Here is a 23,094-nt window from a genome sequence, read left to right on the forward strand (position 1 = left end):
AGGAGATCGCCGTGCCCCTCGTGCCGAACCGGGTCGACGTCCCGGTCACGATCGACGAGTCGAAGTGCCTCGACGGCTGCCGGCTGTGCGTCGACATGTGCCCGCTCGACTCGCTGGCCATCGACCCGGACACCGACAAGGCGTACATGCACGTCGACGAGTGCTGGTACTGCGGGCCGTGCGCCGCGCGGTGCCCGACCGGCGCGGTGACCATCAACATGCCGTACCTGCTGCGATGAAGGCCGCACGCCTACTGCTCGCCGCCGCGCTGCTGGCCGCGGGCTGCACCGCGAACGCGGCGTCGTCGAGCGACGTCGACGTCGTCATCGGCTACCAGTCGAAGACGATCAACACCGTCACCGCGGGCACGCTGCTGCGCTCGCTGGGGTACTTCGAGCGGCGCCTGACCGAGCTCGGCAAGCGGGACGGAAAGCGCTATCACGTCACCTGGCAGGACTACTCGACCGGCGCGCCGATCACCGCGCAGATGGTCGCGGGCAAGATCGACATCGGCTCGATGGGCGACTACCCGTTGCTGATCAACGGTTCCCGCACGCAGGAGTTCGGCGACGGGCGCACCAAGCTGATCGCGGCCACCGGCTACAACCTGCTGGGCGCGCTCAACATGGTCGTCGTCCCGCCCGGCTCGCCCGCGCGCACCCTGGCCGACCTGAAGGGGAAGAAGATCTCGGCCAGCATCGGCTCGGCCGGGCACGGCACCACCGTGCACGCCCTGCAGAACATCGGGATCACCCCCGACGACGTGCACATCCAGAACCAGGCGCCCGCGGTCGGGGCGTCCGGGCTGCAGTCCCGCGCGGTCGACGCGCTCGGGCAGTTCGTGGCCTGGCCCGGTCAGCTCGTGTTCGCGAACCAGGCGCGGCTGCTCTACGACGGCTCGGCGCTGAAGCTGCCCACGTGGCACGGCGTCGTCGCCCGGGAGTCCTATGCGGACAGCCACCACGACGTCGTCACGGAATTCCTTCGGGCGCAACGGGACGCGACCGACTACCTGCACGAGCACCCGATGGACGCGGCGCTGAAGGTCGCCGCCGCCACCAAGCTCCCACCCGAGGTCGTCTACCTCTACAACGGAGCGGGCGGCATGGTCACCTTCGACCTGCCGCTCAAGCACCCGCTGATCAGCGCCCTCGAGACCGACGCGCCCTTCCTGCGCTCGATCGGCAACATCAAGCGGCTCGACCTCGGCGCCTTCGTCGACGACCGCTACCTGCGGGAGGTCTACGGCCCGGCCTACGACACCGCGGTGTCCTCATTGGACAACCCGGCACCGGTCACCGGGTTCGACCCGGCGTGCGCCCGGGCCGTCACCGATCCGCGGACCGCAGGCGAGCTGTGGCTGGCCGGCGAGACCGCCACGCACCCCGCCGCCACTCCGGCGTGCCTGCTCAAAGCCGTGGCGCACGCGGGAAAGCCGGTCCGCGCCGCCTACGTCCCCGACGCCGCCACCGGCACCCGCTGGTTCGCGGACAAGGCCGTCTGGGTGCGCGACGCGGGCGGCGCGCTGCTGCCGTTCACCACCGAAGACGGCGCCCGCGCCCACCTCGCCGCGCACCCGGGCGCGATCGTCAGCTACGCGCAAGCCGTGGAGGAGTCCCGATGACCCAGACCCTGGCGCACGAACCCACCGCGGTCGAAGCGCCGCCTTCACCACCGAAACGCCGCTTCGGCCGGTTCGCCGTCCGCGCCGGCAGCGTCGTCGCCGCGCTGGTGCTGTGGGAGGTGCTGACCGCGTTCGACGTCGACCTGTGGCTGCACTTCGACCGCCTGCCCACGCCGGTCGAGGTCGCCCGCGACCTCGGTTACCAGCTCGGCACCGCCGTCTACTACCAGGACCTGCTCGACTCCCTGCGCCGGATCGTCACCGGCTTCGCGCTGGCCGCGGTGTTCGGCATCGGCCTCGGCACGGCCATCGCGCGCTCGCGCGGCACCTCCGACGTCGTGCAGCCGCTGCTGGAGGTGCTGCGGCCGATCCCGGCGATCGCGATGGTGCCGATCGCGATCCTGCTGTTCCCCAGCAACGAGCAGGGCATCGTGTTCATCACCTTCATCGCCGCGTTCTTCCCGGTGGTGGTCTCGACCCGGCACGCCGTGCGGGCGCTGCCGCTGGTCTGGGAGGACGCGATCCGCACGATGGGCGGGTCGCGGCGGCGGGTGCTGTGGAACGTCGTGCTGCCGGGCGCGCTGCCCGGCGTGTTCGGCGGGTTGTCCGTCGGCATGGGCGTTTCGTGGATCTGCGTGATCTCGGCGGAGATGATCTCCGGCGAGTTCGGCGTCGGCTACCGGACCTGGCAGGCCTACACCGTCGTCGACTACCCCGGCGTGATCGTCGGGATGCTCACCATCGGCCTGCTCGGCTGGGTCACCTCGGCCGCCGTGGAACTGCTGGGCCGCCGCGCCACCCGCTGGCTGCCCCGAGGGGAGAACTCATGACGCTGCGCACCGAGCACCTGACCGTCCACTACGGACAGCGGACCGTGCTGTCCGGCATCGACCTCGACGTCGCCGACGCGGAGATCCTCGCCGTGACCGGCCCGTCCGGCTGCGGGAAGTCGACGCTGCTGCGCGCGCTCGCCGGGCTGCTGCCGGTGTCGGCGGGCCGGATCCTGTCCGCCGGTGTCCCGGTGACCGGCACCTCGGCCGAACGCGCGCTGGTGTTCCAGGACGACGGGCTGCTCCCCTGGCGTTCCGTGCGGCGCAACGTCGAGCTGCCGCTGGCCATCCGGGGCGTGCCGCGGGCGCGGCGGCGGGCCGAAGCCGAGTCGTGGCTGGACCAGGTCGGGCTGGCCGGCTACGAAGACCACCTGCCGCGCGAGCTGTCCGGCGGGATGCGCCAGCGCGTCCAGCTCGCCCGCACCCTGGCCGGGTCGCCGCGGGTGATCCTGGCCGACGAGCCGTTCGGCGCGCTCGACGCGCAGACCCGCACGGCGATGCAGCGCCTGCTGGTCGAGGTCTGGCGCAAGCGGCCGACGACGGTGGTGTTCGTGACCCACGACGTCGACGAAGCCCTGTTCCTGGCCGACCGCGTCGCGGTGTTGACCCGCGACGGGCGGCTGGCGAAGATCGTCGGGTCGTCGAGCCCGCGGACCGCGGAACCCGCGGCCGCGGCCGAGCGCGCCGAGGTGCTGGACGGGCTGGTGGCGGCGTGACGTTCGAAGCACCCCCGGTGGCCACGCGCACCCACTTCGAGACCGACGTCCTCGTGATCGGCGGCGGCACGGCCGGGACCATGGCCGCGCTGACCGCCGCCGAGCACGGCGCGAACGTGCTGCTGCTGGAAAAGGCGCACGTCCGGCACTCGGGCGCGCTCGCGATGGGCATGGACGGCGTGAACAACGCGGTCATCCCCGGCAAGGCGACGCCCGAGGACTACGTCGCCGAGATCACCCGCGCCAACGACGGCGTCGTCGACCAGTCCACTGTGTACCAGACGGCGCGGCGCGGGTTCGCCATGGTGCGGCGGCTGGAGAAGTACGGCGTCAAGTTCGAAAAGGACGAGTACGGCGAGTACGCCGTGCGGCGCGTGCACCGCTCCGGCAGCTACGTGCTGCCGATGCCGGAGGGCAAGGACATCAAGAAGGTGCTCTACCGCGTGCTGCGGCAGAAGCACATGCGCGAGCGGATCACGATCGAGAACCGCGTGATGCCGGTGCGGGTGCTGACCGCGGGCGGCCGCGCGGTCGGCGCCGCCGGGTTCAACACCCGGACCGGCGAGTTCGTCACGGTTTCCGCGTCGGCGGTCATCCTCGCGACCGGCCCGTGTGGACGGTTGGGGCTGCCGGCGAGCGGCTACCTCTACGGCACCTACGAGAACCCGACCAACGCCGGCGACGGCTACGCGATGGCCTACCACGCGGGCGCGGAGCTCTCCGGCATCGAGTGCTTCCAGATCAACCCGCTGATCAAGGACTACAACGGCCCGGCCTGCGCCTACGTCGCCAACCCGTTCGGCGGCTACCAGGTCAACGCCGCGGGCGACCGGTTCGTCGACTGCGACTACTGGTCCGGGCAGATGATGGCCGAGGTCTCGCGCGAGATCTCCTCGGCCCGCGGCCCGATCTACCTCAAGCTGACACACCTGCCGGAGGAGACGCTCGGCGCGCTGGAGAACATCCTGCACACGACGGAACGTCCGACGCGCGGCACGTTCCACGCCACCCGCGGTCACGACTACCGCACGCACGACGTCGAGATGCACATCTCCGAGATCGGCCTGTGCGGCGGGCATTCGGCGTCCGGCGTCCGGGTCGACGAGAACGGCGCCACGACGGTGCCCGGCCTGTACGCGGCGGGCGACCTCGCGTGCGTGCCGCACAACTACATGATCGGCGCGTTCGTCTACGGCGACCTCGCGGGAGCGCACGCCTCGGCGTCGTTGCGCCCGCTGGTGCCGTTGCCCGAGGACCAGATCGCCGCGGCGCATTCCCTGATCTACCGGCCACTGTCCAACCCGGACGGTCCACCGCAGCAGCAGGTCGAGTACAAGCTGCGCCGGTTCGTCAACGACTACGTGGCCCCGCCGAAGACGACGGCGAAGCTGGAGATCGCGCTGGAGACGTTCGCGCGGATGTCCGGGGAGATCGCCGGCATGGGCGCGCGGACCCCGCACGAGCTGATGCGCTGCGCGGAGGTGACGTTCATCCGCGACTGCGCGGAGATGGCGGCACGGGCGTCGCTGGTGCGGACCGAAAGCCGCTGGGGGCTCTACCACGACCGCACCGACCACCCGGGCCGCGACGACGTGGCGTGGCTGGCGCACCTCGACCTCCGCAAGACCCCGGACGGCGAGATGGAGTTCGTGAAGCGGCCGGTGGCGCCGTACGTCGTGCCGGTTCCGGAGTTTTCGGTGCCGGAGTTCGCGGCCGAGGTGCTCGGCACCCACACGGCGTTCAGCGGGCACACCCCGCCGGACGCGGTCACGTCGGCGGCGCCGGCGCGGACGCACTCGTCGCCGCGGGTGCTGGAGGTCGTCGCGATGGCGGAGGAGCAGCCGTCCCTCGCAGCGCTTTCGCCGTACCTGACCGACCCGGACGCCGAGGTCCGGACGACGGCCATCGCGGTCCTCACCGAGTCGGCCCCGGACGACTTCGGCCCGGCGCTGGTCAAGGCCCTGCACGACATCGACGCCCGCGTCCGCGCCGCGGCGGCGGCCGGCCTCCGGGAGCTGGTGGAGGTGCTGCCCCCGTCATCCACTTTGGACACCGGACTCCGGTCGGCGCTGTCGGTGTCGGACGCGGACGTGCGCTCGGTGGCCCTGGACGTCCTGCGCGCCCTGCGGCTCGGCGACCCCGAGCTGTTCGCGACCTCCGCGGCCGACCCGGCGGTGGCGGTCCGCCTGGAGGCGATCCGCGGCTTGGTGTCCCTGGACGCGGCCTCGGCCCTGGCCACGGCGGCCGCGGATGCGTCCCGCGAGGTCCGCGTCGCGGTGGCGGCCGGCTTGGGCACGATCGGCGACCCGCGCTCCACCGGAACGGTGGCGGCACTGGCCGCCGACCCGGACCCGCTGGTCCGAGCGGCGGCCTTGACGGCAGCGGCCGACCTCGGCACCGGCGGCGACCTGCCCCAGCTGGCGTTCGCGGCGTTGACGGACCCGGCCTGGCAGGTCCGCCGAGGCGCGGCGACGGCGCTGGGCGCGTTGGCCGAGCCGTCGGAACCGCTGCTGGGCGCACTGGAGGACGAGCACCCGAACGTCCGCCGCGCGGCGGTCCAAGCCCTGGGCAAGTGGGCGCGGTCGCCCGAGGTCGCCGCGCGGCTTGGGGCGCGTCGGACCGATTCGGATGCGGATGTCCGCGCGTACACGCGAATGGCGTTGGACGGCTGAGGCCGGGCTGGCGGGCCCCACCAGACCCGGCAGTGCGCGGAGAGGTCGTCGTCCACATTGGCCGCGCGGACGCCCCGCGCAGCGCCGGGGCCGCCGGTCGCTCCGGTGAGCCCTTCCCCCGGGGTAGGCTGATACCTGAAGTCCAGATGATAAGAGGAGTATATCATATGACTTCCGTATCAGATGGCGACACGGGTGCCCGCCGTCGCCGGTCGACCGTCGCGGTGAAGGAGGCGCTCCGGGAGCTGCGCAACCAGCTCTCCCTGCTGAACCACCAGGTCAGCGCCCACCTCGCACTCAAGGACGTCGACCTGGACTGCCTGGAGCTGATCGCCCGGCACGGGCCGCTGAGCCCGAGCGCCGTCGCCCGCCGGGCCGGCCTGCACCCCGCGACGATGACCGGCATCCTCGACCGGCTGCAGAAGGGCGGCTGGATCGTCCGCGAGCGCGACCCGGAGGCGGCCGACCGCCGTTCGGTCGCGGTGCGCGCGGTCCGCGGCCGCAACGCCGAGCTGTTCCGCCTGTACGCGGGCATGAACACCGCGATGGACGAACTCTGCGCCGGCTACAGCGAAGAAGAACTGGCGCTGATCGCCGGCTTCCTGCGGCGCACGACGTCAGCGGGCCACACCGCGACGGACGACCTGGCCAAGGGCTGACCAGCGCTTTCTGTGCTGTACTCGGGGCATGTGGCAGTCAGGCGACGCATACGAGGCCTACATCGGACGCTGGAGCCGCCGGATCGCGGAGACGTTCGTCCGGCGGCTCGACGCCCCGGCGAGCCGCCGCTGGCTCGACGTCGGCTGCGGCACCGGCGCGCTGACGTCGGCAGTGCTGGCCGCGGCCGACCCGGCGGAAGTCACCGGCGTCGACCCATCCGAAGGCTTCCTGAAGACGGCCCGCGCGAGCGTGACCGACCCGCGGGCGTCGTTCTCGATCGCCGACGCGCAGACGCTCCCGTTCCCGGACGACCGCTTCGACGTGGTGGTTTCGGGGCTGGTGCTGAACTTCGTCCCGGACCCGGCCCGCGCGGCGGCGGAGATCGCCCGGGTGACCGCGCCGGGCGGCCTGGCCGCGGCGTACCTGTGGGACCTCGCCGAGGGCATGGAGCTGATCCGGATCTTCTGGGACGCCGCGGCCGAACTGGACCCGGCGGTCGCCGAAAACCACGAAGGCCGCCGGTTCCCGCTGTGCCGCCCGGAACCTTTCGGTCGCTTGTGGACGGAGGCGGGCTTCGCGGCGGTGTCCGTCGGCGAGATCAAGATCCCCACAGTGTTCCGGGACTTCGACGACTACTGGCAGCCGTTCCTCGGCGCGCAGGGCCCGGCCCCGGCGTACCTCGCGACCCTCCCCGAGGCCCGCCGGGACCAGATCCGTGAACTCCTGCGCAGCCGACTGCCCACCGGCCCGGACGGTTCGATCCCGCTCTCGGCGAGCGCCTGGGTCGTGCGCGGTACCGCTTAGAGACCGGCCTGCGCCAGCCAGTCCTTCGCGACGTCTTCGGCCTTTTCGCCGTCGGAGTCGACGCGCTTGTTCAGGTCACGCATCACGTCGGTGGTCAGCTTCGCGCTCACCGCGTTGACGGCGTTCGCGAAGTCGGCGCCGCGCTCGTCGAGCACCTTCTTGTTCACCGCCGGCACGACGTTCTCGGTCGGGACGATGTTCAGGTCGTCCTTGAGCACCGTGTAGTTCGAGTCGCCGGTCAGCGGGCTGACCGAGTCGACCGGGATCACCGTGACGGCGCCGGACTTGAGCTGCTCGACCCGCGGCCCGGCTTCCTGGATGGTCTGGAAGGTCGCGTTCGTGAGCTTGTAGGTCTCCTTGAAGCCGAGGAAGCACGGCAGGCGCTTCTCGCACTCCGGCGGCCCCGCCATGACGACCTTGTCCAGCTTCTTGAGGTCGCTGATGGACGCGATGCCCTTTTCCTTGGCCAGGTCCGACTTGACGATGTAGGTGTTCTTGTCCTCCGCCGGGGCGAAGTTCAGCAGGCCGACACCGCTGGGCTCGAACAGCTTGGCCAGCTGCTCGTGCTCCTCCTGCGCGGTCTTGCCCGCCTCCTTGCCGAAGCCGGTGGTGATCGCCGCGCCCTGGTACTCCGGGATGAACTGGAGTTCGCCGGACTTCAGCGACGGGTAGATCAGCTCCCGCGAGCCGAGGTTCAGCTTCTTCGTCACCGGGTAGCCCTTGGCCGCCAGCGCCTGCGCGTAGATCTCGGCGAGGATCTGGCTGTCGGTGAAGTTGAAGGACGCGACGACGATCGGCGCTCCCCCCTTGCTCTGCGCGGCGGGCTTGTCACCGCTGTCGCTGCCACCCCCACAGGCGGCCAAACCGAGCGTCGCCGCGACGGCCACCGCCACCACGGACGCGTTCCGGAACCAGCGCACGAATCCCACTCCCTCGTCACTCGAACAGACGAGGGGACATTAGCCCCGCCCACCGACAAGCGCCCACATGGTGGGAGAAAATCGCCCGAATTCCCAACGTTCGGAATTCGAACGGCCCGATCGGGGTAAGGTCGCCAGGTGCACGTGAGCGCGGTGACGCCGCTGGCCGCCGACAGCGGACCGCCGATCTTCCAGTGGAAGTGGGTGGACCGCAACGCCGACGACATCGTCCAGCGCCTGGTCGAACACATCTCGCTGACCGGCGTCGCGCTCGGCGCCGGGCTGGTCGTCTCGATCGGGCTGGCGCTGCTGTCCCTGCGCTTCCGCTGGTCGTACGGGTTCATCCTGAGCGCGGCGGGCGCGTTGTACGTCATCCCGAGCCTGGGCGCGTTCGCCGTGCTGGTGCCGTTCTTCGGGCTGTCGTTCGTGTCGGCGGTGATCCCGCTGGCGACGTACACGCTGCTGATCCTGGTCCGCAACATCGTCACCGGCGTCGACCAGGTGCCGAACGAAGTCCGCGAAGCCGCGATCGGCATGGGGTACACGCGCGGCAGGCTGCTGTGGCAGATCGAGCTGCCGCTCGCGCTGCCGGTGGTGATCGCCGGCCTGCGCGTCGCGGCGGTGACGACCATCGGCCTGGTCACGGTGACGTCGATGCTCGGCCTCGGCGGCCTGGGCTACTTCATCCGCCACGGCATCCAGACGGCGACGCCGAACCCGACGGAGATCATCGTCGGCGTGGTGCTGTCGGTGGTGCTGGCGGTGGTCGTGGACCTCCTGCTGTGGCTGAGCGAGCGGGTGCTGGCGCCCTGGACCCGGAAGGCGCGATGAGCTTCTTCGACCAGCTGAACGCGTGGCTCGCGGACCCGAACCGCTGGAGCTGGACGGACAAGGCGGGCGTCCCGTACCGGACGGTGGAACACCTCAGGTTTTCCCTGCTGGCACTGGCGATCGCGGCGCTGCTGACGATCCCACTGGCGCTGTGGCTGGCCCACTACCGCCGCGGCGCGTTCCTGGCGAGCAGCGCGGTCAACATCGGGCGCGCGATCCCGAGCTTCGGGCTGATCATCCTGTTCTGGTTCCTGGCGAGCCGCTGGGAGCTGGACACGACGTTCTGGCCGCTGCTGCTGGCGCTGGTGGCGCTGGCGATGCCGCCGCTGTTCACCAACACGTACGCGGGCGTGGTGTCCCTGGAGCAGGCGACGGTCGACGCCGCCCGCGGCACGGGCCACCGCGAGTGGCAGATCATGCTCCGGCTGGAGCTCCCCCTGGCCTCCCCGGTGATCCTGGCGGGCGCGCGGGTGTCGTTCCTCCAGCTGATCGCGACGGTGGCGATCGGCGCGATCGTCAACGACGGCGGCGGCCTCGGCCGCTACATCGTCGACGGCTTCGCCCTGGGCGCCCAGGGCTACGGCCAGATCTTCGCGGGCGGCCTCGCGGCGGTGATCCTGGCGCTGCTGTGCGACGGCGCGTTCGCGCTGATCACCCGCGTGGCGACGCCCCGGGGTCTCGCGCTGCAGAGCGCCCGCCGTTAGAACGCGCCGGTGAGGATCAGCACCCCGAGCCCGACGAGCACCACGGGCAGCACGAGGTGGCCGTAGCGGGCGAGCACCCGCGCGACACCGGGCCGGGTCGCGAGGAACCATCCCGCCACGCACCAGACCGCGACACCGGCGAGGAAGACGACGACGTACCCGGCGAGATCGTGGCCGGCGGCGAAGGCGGGAACGTAGACGCCGACGTTGTCACCGCCGTTGGCGAAGCACACGAGCGCGATCCCGAGAATTCCGGCCCGCGGCTGGGGTTCGTCGTCGTCTCCCGGGTGGAAGGCCTGCCAAGCGGCCCGCAGGCCGAGCAGAATCGGCAGGACGCCGAGCCAGCGGACGGCGACATCGGGCAGCAGCCCGGCCCCGAGCGCCCCGGCGACCGCGACGGCGAGGATCCAGGCGAACCCGAGGAACTGCCCGGCGACGACCTTCAGCTGGTTCCGGCGGCCGGCGGCTTGGCCGAAGAAGACGGCGAGGAGCACGAGGTCGTCGACGTTGGTGACGGCGAACATCGCGGCCGCGCGCCCGATCAGCTCGATGGTCACCCCAGCGCGTCCGGTAGTTCCTCGATCAGCCGCCGCACTTCCGCGCCCAGGGACCGGTCCTCCTCCACCACCGGAACCACCGACCGCACCCACTCGTAAGCCTCACGCAGCTCCGCAACCCCCTCCGAAGCCAGCCACCTCGCCTGCGACGCCGTCACCAGCTCGCAAGCCGTGATCGCGTAAAGGTGCGAAGCCGCCGCCCGCAGCTGCTCCCCCGCCGCCCAAGCGAACGCCTGGACGTCCTCCTGCCCGGCCGACGTGTCCATCGACCCCAACGTCGCCGGCGAAGCCAACCGCCGCAGCGCGTGCAGCTCCCCCGCCGCCCGCTTGTGCAGCGGGACCAACCCCGCCCGCGGTCCCGGATCCGTCGTCAACTGAGCCGGCAACCCACTGAAACGCTCGTCCAGCAACCGGTGCTGGCGCTGCACCGAAACCTCGCCGAGGTGGACCAGCGCCGCCGTCACCGCGTCCATCCGCAAGCCCAGGTCCACCGCGTGGTAACCCGTTCCCGGGATGAACTCGCCGTCGACGAACGACGGGGAATCGCCCGGCATCGTCGCCCAGCGCCGGAAGGCCGACTCCAGCTCGGCGTTGACGCGCGAAGCGTGGGCCAGCGCCCGCGGCGCGACCCGCACCGACAGCGGCGCCTGCACCACGCCCGCGCGCACCGGGCCGTCACCCGTCAGCCCGCCCAGGGAAAGCAGCACGGACCGCAGGTGCTCGTCGCCGCCCGCCATGAGCGGGGAAAACACCTCGCGCGGGGCGCCCAGGACGTCGATCGCCATCGCTTCGGTGAGCGTCTGCAGGCGGATGAGCTGCCGCGCGTCGGCCCAGCCGCGTTGCGCGTGCACCACCGCCAGCGGCGAACCCTGAAGCAGCGAAGCACCTTCCTTCGGTCCCAGCACGTACGGCTCGGCACCCCGCGCGGCGAGCGCGGCCGCGGCCGGGACCTCGACGCCGTCCTCGAGCACCGTGCCGAGGCCGAGGAACGTCTGGAACGCGTGCGCCAGCGGGATGATCTCGCCGGAGCTGCCGAGCCCGGACCGCGGCACCGCGGGCGTGAACCCGTCGTTGAGCCGGTCCACCAGGAACTGCACCAGTTCCACGCTCACACCCGACCACGGCTGCAGGAAATCCCGCAGCCGCGCCACGAGCAGCGCGCGCACGTCCGCGGGCGGCAGCCACGGCGGACCGCCGACCGCGCGGCCGATCAGCAGGTTCCGCTGGTGCTCGGCTTGCTGCCGCGCGTCCAGCGCGACCCCCACCAGGCGGCCCATGCCGGTGGTGACGCCGTAGACCGGCGCTCCCGTGCCGAGCGCCGTCAAGACCGCTTCCCGGCGCCGTCGCAGCTCTTCTACCAGCGGTTTGTCCAGAACCAACCGTTCACCGTCGGCGAAACCGCTGTCGGTGACGATCATCGGTACGGCAGCATGGTGCCGACGCCGGAAGCCTCGGCACGGGCCAGGATCATGTCCGCCACCGCGACGTCCGTTGTGGACAGTCCGCGGTGCCAGAACAGGATCCGCTCGGCGTCGTGCTCGCGGCCCGGCTTCTTCCCGGCCACGACGTCGCCGATCTCGGCGTGGACCCCGTCCGCGGTGAGGAGGCCGGCGTTGAGCTGCGGGCGCAGGGCGCCGAACCGCGGGTCGCCGGACCGCGATTCGCGCCAGTCGTCGACGACGACCTTGTCGATGTCGTCGAGCAGCGTGAGCTCCAGCGCGCTGATCGTGCCGTAGGGCACCAGGAAGGTGCCCGGCCGGAGGAACTCGCGGCGCACCAGTGCTTCGGGTTCGACCAGCCGGGAGGCCTCGACCTGGATGTCCGCGCCGTCCAGGGTCTCCTCGGCCGTGGCGCAGACGCGGACGTCCTTGCCGAGCCGTTCCGACAGCCGGCGGCCGAAGTCCTCGCGGGACTCCGGGCGCTTGCTGGTCACGCGGATCTCGGCGAAGTCGAACAACGAGTCGAGGAGGACGACGTTCCACCACGCGGTGCCGCGGGCGCCGATGTGCCCGAGCACCCGGGAGTCCGGGCGGGCGAGGTACTTCGCGCCGACGGCGGTCATCGCGCCGGTGCGGGCCTCGGTGATCATCGTGCCGTCGACGATGGCCCGCGGCATGCCCGTGTCCGGGTCCAGCAGCAGGATCAACGCCATTTCGGAAGGGAGGCCCCGCTCGAAGTTCCCCACGAAGTCACCGACGACCTTCACGCCGCTGACCTGCTTCGCCGACAGGTGGCCGCGAAGGATGTTGAAGTGGCCCTTGCCGCCGTTGTCCGGCACGAGGTGCGTGCGCGGCTCGAAGACGACCTGGCCGCGGCCGTGGTCGGCGAGCACGTCCTCGACCGCGCCGACGATGTCGGCGTCCGTGATGCCGAGCGAATCGATGTCGGCACCGGTCAGGTACCGGAGCCAGACGGACGTCACCGGGCGAGGTCCTCGATGACCTCGGCGCCGGGCAGCGCGGCCAGCGCGGCACCGGAGATCAGCAGCTTGCTGCCGCGGATCCCGCTGCCGATGACGAGCTCGGGCGCGTCCGCGACGCGCTTGTCGAGCAGGATCGGCCACTCGGCGGGCAGGCCGACGGGCGTGATGCCGCCGTACTCCATCCCGGTCAGGGCGACGGCTTCGTCCATCGGCGCGAACGACGCCTTGCGGACGTCCAGGCGGCGCTTGATCACGCCGTTGACGTCGGCGCGGGTCGTCGCGAGCACGAGCGCGGCCGCGAACCGGACTTCGCCCGCGCGCTTGCCGGCGACGACGACGCAGTTCGCGGACGCCTCGAGCGGCGAGCCGTAGGCCTCGCAGAAGGCGGCGGTGTCGGCCAGCGAGGGGTCGATCTCCGTGACGCCGACGGCGTCCGGGTCGGCGAGCGCGGCCAGCGCCTTGGCCACGGGCTCGGCGAGCAGGTCAGTACGCGTGGGGGCGGGAACGACGGTGAGGCTCCCGGCGATGGTCCAGGTCACCCCGCCACCCTAGCTACCAGCTCGAGCCACCGCGCTGGACCTCGATCAGCTTGGGCCGGACGTCCACGATGTAGACCAGCACGGCGGCCATCGCGGGCACCCAGAAGATCATGCCCGGGCCCATCACGTCGAACAGCGCCATGGCGAGCGTCGCGGCGCCCGTGATCAGCATCCAGATCGGCTTGGTCTTGCGGTCGGCCGCGGAATAGGCGTCGGCGCGCTGCAGCAGCGCGTGCACGAAGGCGAAGAGCCCGACCAGCGCGCTGCCCCAGTGGACGACTTGGAGGATCCAGATGGCGACTAGCACAGCCACAGCTTACGGCAAACCGCCCGAACGACCCCGGCCCCGCCACCGGGAGAGCGGTGGCGGGGCCGGGTGTTCACAGCGTGGTTACTTGTCGGTCTTCGGCGCGGCCGGCTTCTTCGCGGCGGCGCTGGTGGTGGTGCGGCGGGCCGGGGCGGCCGTCTTCGGAGCCGTCTTGTTCGCGACCTTGCGGCTCGCGGAACGGGTCTCGTGGGCGACGTCGTCACCCAGCTCCTCGATGGCGTCGGCGGCGTCGCCGGCGACCTCGGTCACCTTGCGGGCGGTCTTCTCGCCCACCGAGCGGGTGCGCTTGGTGAAGGTGCCCAGCACGCCGTCGACGCGCTCGCGGACCTCGCTGGTGACGCCCTCGACCTGGCCCTGCGCGGTGGCCACGGCCTCCTCGAGCTGCTCGATGGCCTTCTTGACCTGCGGCTGCGCGGCGAACTTGTCCCACGCCTGCTCGCCCGACTCGGCCAGCTTGTTGTACAGCTTGAGCGCGGCCTCGGTGTACTCGTCGATGACCTTGCGCAGCTCGGCCGGGTCCAGCTTCTCGCGGAGGCTCTCGACGTCGGTCGGCAGCTCCTGCAGGTTCTTGCGGGCGGTCTCGCTGCCCTTGGTCACGTTCTCCTTGGCCTTCGCGACGGCGTCGGTGACGGCGTGCGTGGCCAGGTTGCCGGCGCCGAGCGCGGCGAGCAGCGGGGTGCGGACCTGGTCGAGGGCGGTGGTGACGGCCTTCTTGACGTCTTCGGTCTTGGGCGTGGTCATGCTGACTCCTTGGTGTCTGCGGCTGGAGCGGTGTCTGGGGTGTCTGGGGTGGGAGCGGACTCGGCGGCCGGCCGTGCCGCGGCGTTCTCCCGGCGGAAGGACTCGTAGACGTCGAGCAGGACCTGCTTCTGCCGTTCGGTCAGCTCGGCGTCGGCGCGAATCGCGTCGCCCACCGGACCGCCCGTCGGCAGATCGAGGATCCCGGCCTGCACGTACAGCGCTTCCGCCGAAATGCGCAGGCCCTTGGCGATCTGCTGCAGGATCTCCGCGCTGGGCTTGCGGACCCCGCGCTCGATCTGGCTCAGGTACGGGTTGGACACGCCGGCGAGCTTCGACAGCTGGCGCAACGAGATCTTCGCGGTGTTGCGCTGCTGGCGGATGTACTCGCCGATGTCGGAAGCGATGTCCGCGACCTTCTCCATGGGACTGCCGGATCCGGGCTGGGTCCCACCGGTTTCTGCCATCCGGTCACCTCCTCGCGACACCTTCGACGGTACGCGCGAGTGCTAGCTATTGCAAGCACTCTGCTTGCAACCATCGGGTGTGACGCTCACCGCTACCGTGAGGGCATGACGCGCTCGGCCCGGCTGCGGCGGCGCCTCGTCGAGCACCTGCTCGACGAGGACGTCCTGCACGCCCCGGAGTGGATCGCCGCCTTCCGCGCGGTGCCCCGCCACGTCTTCCTGCCCCGCTTCTTCGCGCCCGCGGGCGGCCTGTGGGCGGCGGTCGACCACACCGATCCGGGCTGGCTGGAGACCGTCTACTCGCGCGACGTCCTGGTCACGCAGCTCGACGACGACCCGGACCGCTGGGACCGCGCCCGCCGCGACGGACCGGTGGCCGGCACGCCGACGAGCTCGTCGAGCATGCCGTCGATCATGGCGATCATGCTGGAGGAGCTGCGGGTGCGCGACGGCGACCGCGTGCTCGAGATCGGCACCGGCACCGGCTACAACGCGGCGCTGCTGAGCCACCGCTGCGGCGCCGGCCAGGTGTCCACAGTGGACATCGACCCGGTGATCGTCGCGGACGCGCGGCGGCACCTGGCCGCGGCGGGCTACCACCCGGCGTGCGAGGTGGGCGACGGCGCGCTCGGCTTCCCGGCCGGCGTGCTCTTCGACCGCGTGCTGTGCACGGCGTCGGTGTCCTCGATCCCGCTGCCGTGGCTGGCGCAGACGAAACCGGGCGGCCTGGTCGTGACGACGCTGAACCGGCCGATCGGCGCCGGGCTGGTCCGGCTCGTGGCGGGCGCCGACGGCTCGGCCCGCGGCCGCGTCCTGGCGCGCGACGGCCGGTTCATGCCGCTGCGCGCGCACCGGCTGCCGCACGCCGACCGGCTGCCGATGCCCGCGCGCGGGGACTGGGAGCAGACGCGCCTGCCGATGTCGGCGGTCCTGCAGCCCCGCAGGCAGTTCGAGTTCTTCGCCGGCCTCGCCCTGCCCGGTGTCCGGCCGGTCCGCGACGGCGGCGACGAGGAAGCCCCGGGCGTGGCGCTGGTCCACCCGGACGGCTCGTGGGTCCGCCACCGCAAGCGCGCGGGCGCGGACGAGGTCGCCCAGGGCGGCCCGCGCGCGCTCTGGGAAATCGCCGAGGCGGCCTACGTCGACTGGTGCGAGCTCGACAAGCCGGACCGCGACCGCTTCGGCGTCACGGTGACCGAGGCCCGCCAGGAGTTCTGGCTCGACGAACCCGGCGGCCGCACCTGGCCGCTCGGCTGAGGCAGCCGCGCGCGGATCCACGTCTCGACGTGGTCGGCCGCCGCCTCCGCCGTGACCTCCGTGGTGTCGAGGAGTTCGACCCCCAGCTCCTCCGCCGACTCGCACAGCCAGGCGGTGAACTCCAGCATCTCCTCGATCCGCGGCTCGTCCCACTCCCGCCAAGCCGGGCGCGCCCGCAGCCGGGCACGCAGCGACGAAGGCGAGCCAACCAACGCCAGGTAGTGGATGTCGCTGAAGAAGGCGCGCTCCGGCAGCGGCTCGAACTCCGGGGGCGCGACGGTGCCGCAGAGCACGACCGGACGGCCGTTCTGGTGCAGCATCGCCGCCATCCGGAGCCAGGCCGCGCGGAACGCCGGGACGTCGTCGCGCAGGGCGCCCGTCCAGAGGACGTCCTGCTCCAGCACGACGACGTCGCCGCCGAAGCGGGCCGCCAGCAGCGGCCCGAGCGTCGACTTTCCCGCGCCGCTCGGACCGGTCAGCGCGAACAGCGGCAGCTTCAGGAACGGCCACTCGTGCCCGCAGCGCGCGCACTCCAGCGTCGTGCCGGTGACGACCGGGCGGTCGGCCCGGTCGCCGCACGCCGGGCAGATCCGCAGGTCGAGACCCACCTCAGTCGAAGAGGTTCTCGAGGAAGCTGCGCTTGCGGTGCCCGTGCCCGTACGGGCGCGGCGAGTCCGAGTAACCGCGGTGCGGCCGCGGCGAGTCGGAGTAGCCCCCGCGGTACGCCTTGGGCGAGTCCGGGTAGCCGCCGCGGTACGGGCGCGGCGAGTCGGGACGGCCGTAGTGCGCCGTCGGACCGGGCTGGTACTGCGGCGGCTGCCGGCCGTAGAACGAGCTCTCCGCACCGACGATCGCCTCGAGCTCACCGCGGTCCAGGAAGATCCCGCGGCAGCCGTCGCACTGGTCGATGTGGATGCCGTTCTTGTCGACGGTCCGCATCTGGTTCTGGCACTTCGGACAAATCACACATCAGAGCCTACGCATGTTCGGCCCCGCTGTCCCTCAGCACGCGCAGAGGCAGAACGGGTGCCCGGCCGGATCGGCGTAGACGCGGAACGTCTTCGGCGCATCGTCCAGCAGTTTCGCGCCGAGGCCCAGCACGCGCTCGTGCGCGGCTTCGAGGTCGGTGACGTTCAGGTCGAGGTGCAGCTGCTGCGGGTTCTCCGCCGACGGCCACGACGGCGGCCGGTGGTCGGGCACCCGCTGGAACGCGATCCCCGCGCCCCCGAGCGGGTTCGCCAGCGTCACCCAGTGCCCGTCTTCGGCGACTTCGGGCGCGTCCCACTCCAGCACCGCCCGGTAGAACCCGGCCAGCGCGACCGGGTCGGGGCAGTCGAGGGCCACCACACCCAGCGTCGGTACCGCACTCATGCGCACTCCTTTCCCGTAACCGTCGTTCGCATTATGTGGGTTATCCGACGCGGGGGCAACCACCGGCCGCCGTACACTCGGTACGTGCACACCGACGCCTCCCTCGTGGTGGAGTTCCTCAACACGGTCAACGTCGAAGAGGGCACTGACCTGCTCGAAGATCCCGGGCAGTGGCGCGAGTGGGCAGCCGGGCACGCACTGCGGGCGAACCCGGCCCCCGAAGCCCGCGCGGCACGCGACGCCCTGCGCGCGGCGATCGGCGACCCCCGCCTCCCCGGCGGCAGCCTCGACGTCGGCACCCGGATCTCCCTGACCGACGACGGCCCGGCGTTGGTCGCGGAGGACGCGGTCGGGGCGGTGTTCGCGGCCTGCGCCCGCCTGGTGGTGCGCGGCGACTGGATCCGGCTGAAGATCTGCCCGGCGGACACGTGCTTGTGGGCGTTCTACGACGAGTCCCGCAACCGCTCGCGCACGTGGTGCTCGATGCGGGTGTGCGGGAACCGCGAGAAGGCCCGCGGCTGGCGGGCCCGCACCGCCGCGGCCGGCTGAGACGGCTCCGCGCTGGCCCGGAACGTCATGAAAGGGTCGTTCATGGCGTCTGGCGAGATGAACGACCCTTTTATGACATCGCTGCGGCGCGCTCTCATCCGAGCGGCGGACCCACGAACGGCTGTGGACAACTCGCCCGCGCGCCACCACATATCCACGCCCCGGCCACCCGCACCCCCACACGTTGTGGACAGCCATTAGGCCATCACCGTGAAAACCTGTGGATAACCCGGGGGATAACTCAGCTTCCTGTGGACAACTGGTCTGAAGCTCCCCCAGGTGTGGTATAGCCCGGACCCGTCAGAACAGCAGCTCCGCGACCGCGTAGATGACCAGACCGGCCAGCGCGCCCACCACCGTGCCGTTGATCCGGATGAACTGCAGGTCGCGGCCCACCTGGAGCTCGATCTTGCGCGACGTCTCCTCGGCGTCCCAGCGCTCGACCGTGTCGGTGATGATCGTCGTGATCTCGCGCGAGTAGTTCTTCACCAGGTACGCCGCGGCGCCCTCGACCCAGCCGTCGGCCTTCGACCGCAGCTGGTCGTCCGAAACCAGCCGCGAACCCAGCGACATCAGGCCCAGCCGGACGCGGCGGCGCAGCTCGCTCGACGGGTCCTCGGCCGCCGTCAGGAGCATCTCCTTCGCCGTGCTCCACGCCGAGCCGATCAGGCGCTGGACCTCCTCGTGGTGCACGATCTGGCCCTTGACCTGCTCGGCGCGCGCCATCACCTCGGGGTTGGTCTGCAGGTCCTGGGCGAACTCGCCGAGGAACTTGTCCAGCGCCAGCCGCATCGGGTGGTTCACGTCGGTCTTCACCGCCCACGCGAACGACAGCACCTCGCCGTAGACCTTGTCCGCGAGCATCTCGTCGACGAACTTCGGCGACCAGCTCGGCGCCCGGTCCGAGACCACGCGCAGCATCGTCGTGTGGTTGTCGCGGACCCACTCGTACGCGCGGTCGCACATCAGGTCCACGAGCTTGTGGTGCGCGCCGTCGGCGAAGACGCCCTGGAGGATCTTGCCCAGCGGCGGGCCCCACGGCTTGTCGATGATCCGCCGCGCGACCGCCTGCTCCATGATCGCCTGGATGTCGTCGTCGCGGAGCACCTTCACGGCGGCGCGGACCATCGTGGCCAGCTCTGACGTCACGCGCTCGGCGTTCTCCTCCTGGGCCAGCCACCCGCCGAGCCGCCGCGCGATCTCGACGCGCTTGAGCTTGTCGCGCACGACCTCCTCGGACAGGAAGTTCGAGCCGACGAAGTCGCCGAGGCTGGTGCCGAGCGCGTCCTTCTTGTTCGGGATGATCGCCGTGTGCGGGATCTTCAGCCCGAGCGGGTGCCGGAACAGCGCCGTGACGGCGAACCAGTCGGCCAGCGCGCCGACCATGCCCGCTTCGGCGGCCGCGCGCACGTAGCCGACCCAGGCCGGCCAGCCCGCGGACTGCGCCCAGCTGGTCAGCAGGAACACGAGCGTGGCGCCGAGCAGGAACGACAGCGCGACCAGCTTCATCTTGCGCAGCGCGCGACGCTTTTCCGCTTCACCGGCTGCGCCGCCGGGCGGGTCGGCGGGCGTCACCTTGGCGGGGGTCAGTTGCTCCACATCGCCATTGTCCGTGAGGATGGCTGATCGTGCGCGAACCTGCTCTCGTCCCCCGCCTCCGGCCGTTCACCTCGACCATCTTCGCCGAGATGACCGCGCTGGCCGTCAAGCACGACGCCGTCAACCTCGGCCAGGGCTTCCCGGACACCGACGGCCCCGCCGGCATGCTCGACGCCGCCAAGAACGCGCTGTTCGGCGGCGCCAACCAGTACCCGCCCGGCCCCGGACGGCCCGAGCTGCGGGCGGCGATCGCGCGGCACCGGCTGCGCTACGGCACCGAGTACGACCCGGACACCGAGATCCTGGTCACCGCGGGCGCGACCGAAGCCATCACGGCGACGCTGCTCGCGCTGACCGAGCCCGGCGACGAGGTCATCGTCATCGAGCCGTACTACGACTCCTACGCCGCCGCGGTCGCGATGGCGGGCGCCGAGCGCCGGGTCGTCGGACTGGTCGAGGGCGAGGACGGCCGCTTCGGCCTCGACGTCGACGGGCTGCGCGCCGCCGTCACGCCGCGGACCAGGGCGGTACTGGTGAACTCGCCGCACAACCCGACCGGCACGGTGTTCACCCGCGCCGAGCTGGAAGCGCTGGCGGCGCTGTGCGTCGAGCACGACCTGATCGCGATCTGCGACGAGGTCTACGAGCACCTGGTGTTCGACGACGCCGAGCACATCCCCCTGGTCACGCTGCCCGGCATGCGGCCGCGGACGGTGAGCATCTCCAGCGCCGGGAAGACGTTCAACTGCACCGGCTGGAAGATCGGCTGGGTCTGTTCGACGCCGGAACTGGTCGCGGCGGTGAAGGCGGCGAAGCAGTTCATCACGTTCGTCTCCGGCGGCCCGCTGCAGCCGGCGGTGGCGCACGCGCTCGACCACGAGCTCCCCTGGGTCGACGGTCTGCGCGACTCGCTGGCGGAGAAGCGCGACCGGCTCTCGGCGGGCCTCGCGGACGCCGGGTTCGCGGTCCGCCCGACGGCGGGCACGTACTTCGTGTGCGTCGACGTCCGGCCGCTGGGCTTCACCGACGCCGCCGACCTCGCGTGGGAACTGCCGGGCCGCGTGGGCGTCGCCGCCGTCCCCGTGAAGGTGTTCACCGATCACCCGGAAGAGTGGAAACACCTCCTTCGCTTCGCGTTCTGCAAGCGCAACGAAGTCATCGACGAAGCCATCACCCGATTGCGCAAACTGGTCTGACGACTCGAGGTGTGTCCCACATCGCGGAAGGAGCGTGGCTCGGGCACGCACCGTTTCCGAAGTGATACCGAAGGCGAACGCATTCCGGGAAACATCAGGTCAGCGCCCGGGCGGGCAAATTGCGGCACTCCTCCGAATGGCCGCACGAGAACACCCGAACGGCACTGAGAGTGATCAACTTGTCGGCCGCAGAGCCCTTGCCCGGTAGGGCCGTTCCGCCTTACGGGCTGGATCGAACGCGGGAGAGATGAAAGACTCCCGAGCGGTGCTAGAAAGAGTGCAGCCCCGGGGGAACTGCGACCTGGCCGGAGAAAGACCCCAGCGAGAACAGACTTCAGGCGCGGACGGTGGTGGTGGCGGTGAGCAGCACGGCGAATTCGCGCCGCAGCGCCCCGAGCCGGCCCGCGTTCACAGCGGGTGAGGAACCCCGGCAAACCGTTGCCACGCCGATGCGGCGGGAACCCCTCGCGGGCCACCTTCGCGCGCGCGGGCGGGCGCCACGCCCGTGGGCGGGCGCGCTGCAGCGGCCCGCCGCCAAGATCCTCGTCGCCGGCGGCCTGACGCTGGCCGGGTGGCTGCTCACCGCGGCCCTTTCCGGGAGCACCGCCGGCGCGGTCGAGCAGGCGGCCTGCCCGCAGGCGCCCGTGGCCTCCACTGTGGACCACCCCGGCAAGCCCTTCCTGCACGGCAAGCACCACCGCAAGAGCCACCGGGAAACCGGCGCCTGCGCGCAGCAGCCGGGCGAAACGGCGGCCGATCCGGCCGGGACCACGACCACCGACACCACGGCAGGCGAGACACAGCCGGCCAACAGCACCGCCGCGGACACCGCTCCGGCCGGGACCACTGCCGCCGACAGCGCCGCCGCGGACACCACGCCGAGCGGGACCACAGCCACCAACACCACGGCAGGCGAAGCCGCGCCAAGCGACACCACTGCAGGCGACACACAGCCGGCCAACAGCACCGCCGCCGACACCACGCCGAGCGAGACCGTGGCAGGCGAGACCAATCCGGCCGAGACCACGCCGAGCGGCACCACGGCAAGCCAGACCACCGCCACCGAATCCACGCCGACCGAGACCACTCCGGTCGACAGCGCCGCCGCCGACACCACGGCCACCGGGACGAAGCCGGCCGAGACCGCGCCCGCCGCGAAGACCCCGCCGTCCCGAGACACCACCGCCGCCGAGCAGCCCGCGGCGGACACCCAGAGCGGCCTCCTCGGCGGCTTGGTCGGCAACGTCCTCAACGCGAGCACCGAGACCCAACCCCAGACCGGCCTCCTCGGCGGCCTGGTCGGCGGCGTCCTCAACGTGGTCGGCGGCGCCCTCACCACGGTCACGAGCACGGTCGGCGTCGTCACGGACACGCTCTCCCACACCGTCCTCGCCCCGCTCACCCAGCCGCCCGCGAGCAACCCCGACGCGCCCGTCCTGCTGCCGCTCGACGACGTCCTCGGCCCGATCTTCACCGGCGGCTCGAACTCCGGCGGCGTGACCGTCACCGCGCCGGCGGCCACCACCCTCGTCGCGACGGTGCCCGCCGAAACCCCGGCGGCCGCCGTCGTGACCGCGCCCGTCGAGGCCGCTCCGCAGAGCACCTCCCGCGGCGCCACGCACTCCGTCGTCGTGCGGCACGAGGTGCCGCAGCAGGCCAAGCAGGAGCTGCCGCGCGATTCCGGCGTGCACGCCCGTGACGGTGGCGGCGACACCGCGCCCGGCCTGCCCGGCGGCACCACCGCCCCGAGCGCGCCGGCTCCCACCGCCACCCCCGGCCACGACGGTCCCGGTGGGGCGCGCCACGCCTTCGCCGTCCACACCGACGACGTCACCACCACCCAGCTGAAGCTCATCGGCGCCAGCCGCGACCACGACGTCGACGGCGCGGGCAGGGAAGCCGCCCTGCCCACCACCTCCCCCGACTGACCCCGCGCCGGGCAGCCGGGGACACCTGCGTCCAAACCAAGATCAACTCGACGCACGTCCACGCCGTTGATGCGTGACGAATCCCCAGCTCCAGTACGCAATCCGTGAGTCTTTCACGTTCTCGTACCCCAGGGGCGCACCACCATGCGAAACCACAGTCTTTCCGACCGGCCGACCGCGCCCGGCCGGGTCGGATCCCGGTCCCGGCGCCGCGCTGCCCCCGCGGCGCCGGGACCCACACCGGACGCGCTCCGGGAGCCCTTGCTCACCGCGCCGAGCGAGGACTCGCAGTACCGAGAGCACGTCTGAGCCGCGGGCTTCCCGGCACGTCGAGGGGCTGTGCCGGGAAGCCAGCGGTTACCCGCGAGCGGGGTCACGTCCGCGA

Annotated in this window: 24 protein-coding genes and 1 pseudogene; 13 read left to right on the forward strand and 12 right to left on the reverse strand. The window is 71.8% G+C overall.

Annotation, left to right across the window (positions count from 1 at the left end; translation table 11 throughout):
- The first annotated feature begins 11 nt into the window (after positions 1-11).
- From EIY87_RS01090 to EIY87_RS01120, 7 genes are all read left to right on the forward strand, one after another.
- Entirely contained in the window at positions 12-239 is a 228-nt protein-coding gene (locus EIY87_RS01090) for a 4Fe-4S dicluster domain-containing protein (protein ID WP_125305754.1), read from the forward strand.
- The gene (locus EIY87_RS01095; protein ID WP_125305755.1) at positions 236-1,624 is read left to right on the forward strand and encodes an ABC transporter substrate-binding protein; all 1,389 of its coding nucleotides are present in this window, start codon (positions 236-238) and stop codon (positions 1,622-1,624) included. Before EIY87_RS01090 ends, EIY87_RS01095 begins: the two co-directional genes overlap by 4 nt.
- Complete coding sequence (locus EIY87_RS01100) at positions 1,621-2,454, forward strand: ABC transporter permease (RefSeq protein ID WP_125305757.1); 834 nt, start codon at positions 1,621-1,623, stop codon at positions 2,452-2,454. The genes EIY87_RS01095 and EIY87_RS01100 overlap by 4 nt, the downstream gene beginning before the upstream one ends.
- Positions 2,451-3,170, forward strand: a complete 720-nt coding sequence (locus tag EIY87_RS01105) for an ABC transporter ATP-binding protein (protein WP_125305759.1) — start codon at positions 2,451-2,453, stop codon at positions 3,168-3,170. Before EIY87_RS01100 ends, EIY87_RS01105 begins: the two co-directional genes overlap by 4 nt.
- A complete protein-coding gene (locus EIY87_RS01110; protein ID WP_225439630.1) occupies positions 3,167-5,842 on the forward strand; it encodes a fumarate reductase/succinate dehydrogenase flavoprotein subunit in 2,676 nt (891 codons plus the stop codon). Before EIY87_RS01105 ends, EIY87_RS01110 begins: the two co-directional genes overlap by 4 nt.
- Before the next feature lie 167 nt (positions 5,843-6,009).
- Positions 6,010-6,501: a MarR family transcriptional regulator gene (locus tag EIY87_RS01115; protein WP_125305761.1), complete on the forward strand. Its 492-nt coding sequence runs from the start codon at positions 6,010-6,012 to the stop codon at positions 6,499-6,501.
- Between the two features lie 28 nt (positions 6,502-6,529).
- Positions 6,530-7,306: a class I SAM-dependent methyltransferase gene (locus tag EIY87_RS01120; protein WP_125305762.1), complete on the forward strand. Its 777-nt coding sequence runs from the start codon at positions 6,530-6,532 to the stop codon at positions 7,304-7,306.
- Here the strand turns inward: EIY87_RS01120 and EIY87_RS01125 are convergent.
- Positions 7,303-8,226, reverse strand: coding sequence for an ABC transporter substrate-binding protein (locus EIY87_RS01125; protein WP_125305764.1), 924 nt, complete (start codon positions 8,224-8,226; stop codon positions 7,303-7,305). The genes EIY87_RS01120 and EIY87_RS01125 overlap by 4 nt on opposite strands.
- A gap of 138 nt (positions 8,227-8,364) precedes the next feature.
- Here EIY87_RS01125 and EIY87_RS01130 point away from each other — a divergent pair, with 138 nt between their 5' ends.
- Positions 8,365-9,057 carry an ABC transporter permease gene (locus EIY87_RS01130; RefSeq protein WP_125305765.1) on the forward strand — a complete coding sequence of 231 codons (693 nt, stop codon included), beginning with the start codon at positions 8,365-8,367 and terminating at the stop codon, positions 9,055-9,057.
- Complete coding sequence (locus EIY87_RS01135; protein WP_125305767.1) at positions 9,054-9,761, forward strand: ABC transporter permease; 708 nt, start codon at positions 9,054-9,056, stop codon at positions 9,759-9,761. Before EIY87_RS01130 ends, EIY87_RS01135 begins: the two co-directional genes overlap by 4 nt.
- Here EIY87_RS01135 and EIY87_RS01140 read toward each other — a convergent pair.
- The 7 genes from EIY87_RS01140 to EIY87_RS01170 all read right to left on the reverse strand — a co-directional run bounded on the left by EIY87_RS01140 (position 9,758) and on the right by EIY87_RS01170 (position 14,770).
- Positions 9,758-10,285, reverse strand: coding sequence for a cadmium resistance transporter (locus EIY87_RS01140; protein ID WP_404800009.1), 528 nt, complete (start codon positions 10,283-10,285; stop codon positions 9,758-9,760). The genes EIY87_RS01135 and EIY87_RS01140 overlap by 4 nt on opposite strands.
- Positions 10,286-10,314: 29 nt before the next feature.
- Complete coding sequence (locus tag EIY87_RS01145; protein ID WP_125305771.1) at positions 10,315-11,736, reverse strand: aromatic amino acid lyase; 1,422 nt, start codon at positions 11,734-11,736, stop codon at positions 10,315-10,317.
- A complete protein-coding gene (locus tag EIY87_RS01150; RefSeq protein ID WP_125305772.1) occupies positions 11,733-12,740 on the reverse strand; it encodes an ornithine cyclodeaminase family protein in 1,008 nt (335 codons plus the stop codon). The genes EIY87_RS01145 and EIY87_RS01150 overlap by 4 nt, the downstream gene beginning before the upstream one ends.
- Positions 12,737-13,279 carry a YbaK/EbsC family protein gene (locus EIY87_RS01155; protein WP_125305774.1) on the reverse strand — a complete coding sequence of 181 codons (543 nt, stop codon included), beginning with the start codon at positions 13,277-13,279 and terminating at the stop codon, positions 12,737-12,739. The genes EIY87_RS01150 and EIY87_RS01155 overlap by 4 nt, the downstream gene beginning before the upstream one ends.
- A 13-nt stretch (positions 13,280-13,292) precedes the next feature.
- Positions 13,293-13,586 (reverse strand): DUF2516 family protein, encoded by a 294-nt coding sequence (locus tag EIY87_RS01160; protein ID WP_086859002.1) that lies wholly within the window; start codon positions 13,584-13,586, stop codon positions 13,293-13,295.
- An 84-nt stretch (positions 13,587-13,670) separates the two neighbouring features.
- A complete protein-coding gene (locus EIY87_RS01165) occupies positions 13,671-14,348 on the reverse strand; it encodes a hypothetical protein (protein WP_125305776.1) in 678 nt (225 codons plus the stop codon).
- Positions 14,345-14,770 carry a helix-turn-helix domain-containing protein gene (locus tag EIY87_RS01170; RefSeq protein ID WP_125305994.1) on the reverse strand — a complete coding sequence of 142 codons (426 nt, stop codon included), beginning with the start codon at positions 14,768-14,770 and terminating at the stop codon, positions 14,345-14,347. The genes EIY87_RS01165 and EIY87_RS01170 overlap by 4 nt, the downstream gene beginning before the upstream one ends.
- 147 nt (positions 14,771-14,917) lie before the next feature.
- On the opposite strand from EIY87_RS01170, the gene EIY87_RS01175 reads away from it, so the two are divergent.
- Entirely contained in the window at positions 14,918-16,066 is a 1,149-nt protein-coding gene (locus EIY87_RS01175) for a methyltransferase domain-containing protein (RefSeq protein ID WP_125305778.1), read from the forward strand.
- On the opposite strand, the pseudogene EIY87_RS01180 reads toward EIY87_RS01175, so the two are convergent.
- The 3 genes and pseudogenes from EIY87_RS01180 to EIY87_RS01190 form a co-directional block, all read right to left on the reverse strand.
- Positions 16,066-16,674 (reverse strand): annotated as a pseudogene (locus EIY87_RS01180) (AAA family ATPase); the annotation flags it as partial. The gene EIY87_RS01175 and the pseudogene EIY87_RS01180 sit on opposite strands and share 1 nt — an antisense overlap.
- Position 16,675: 1 nt before the next feature.
- On the reverse strand, positions 16,676-17,032 hold the full coding sequence (locus EIY87_RS01185; RefSeq protein WP_225439632.1) for a TFIIB-type zinc ribbon-containing protein: 357 nt from the start codon (positions 17,030-17,032) through the stop codon (positions 16,676-16,678).
- Between the two features lie 36 nt (positions 17,033-17,068).
- Positions 17,069-17,437, reverse strand: a complete 369-nt coding sequence (locus EIY87_RS01190) for a VOC family protein (protein ID WP_125305780.1) — start codon at positions 17,435-17,437, stop codon at positions 17,069-17,071.
- 84 nt (positions 17,438-17,521) lie between these two features.
- On the opposite strand from EIY87_RS01190, the gene EIY87_RS01195 reads away from it, so the two are divergent.
- Positions 17,522-17,986 (forward strand): CGNR zinc finger domain-containing protein, encoded by a 465-nt coding sequence (locus EIY87_RS01195; protein ID WP_125305781.1) that lies wholly within the window; start codon positions 17,522-17,524, stop codon positions 17,984-17,986.
- A 300-nt stretch (positions 17,987-18,286) separates the two neighbouring features.
- Here the strand turns inward: EIY87_RS01195 and EIY87_RS01200 are convergent, their stop codons facing one another.
- Positions 18,287-19,585, reverse strand: a complete 1,299-nt coding sequence (locus EIY87_RS01200) for a DUF445 domain-containing protein (protein WP_125305782.1) — start codon at positions 19,583-19,585, stop codon at positions 18,287-18,289.
- A gap of 29 nt (positions 19,586-19,614) precedes the next feature.
- On the opposite strand from EIY87_RS01200, the gene EIY87_RS01205 reads away from it, so the two are divergent.
- Entirely contained in the window at positions 19,615-20,781 is a 1,167-nt protein-coding gene (locus tag EIY87_RS01205; RefSeq protein ID WP_125305783.1) for a pyridoxal phosphate-dependent aminotransferase, read from the forward strand.
- 449 nt (positions 20,782-21,230) lie between these two features.
- Positions 21,231-22,709, forward strand: a complete 1,479-nt coding sequence (locus tag EIY87_RS01210; RefSeq protein WP_225439633.1) for a hypothetical protein — start codon at positions 21,231-21,233, stop codon at positions 22,707-22,709.
- Positions 22,710-23,094: the final 385 nt, after the last annotated feature.

Source organism: Amycolatopsis eburnea (assembly GCF_003937945.1).
Taxonomy (GTDB): Bacteria; Actinomycetota; Actinomycetes; order Mycobacteriales; family Pseudonocardiaceae; genus Amycolatopsis; species Amycolatopsis eburnea.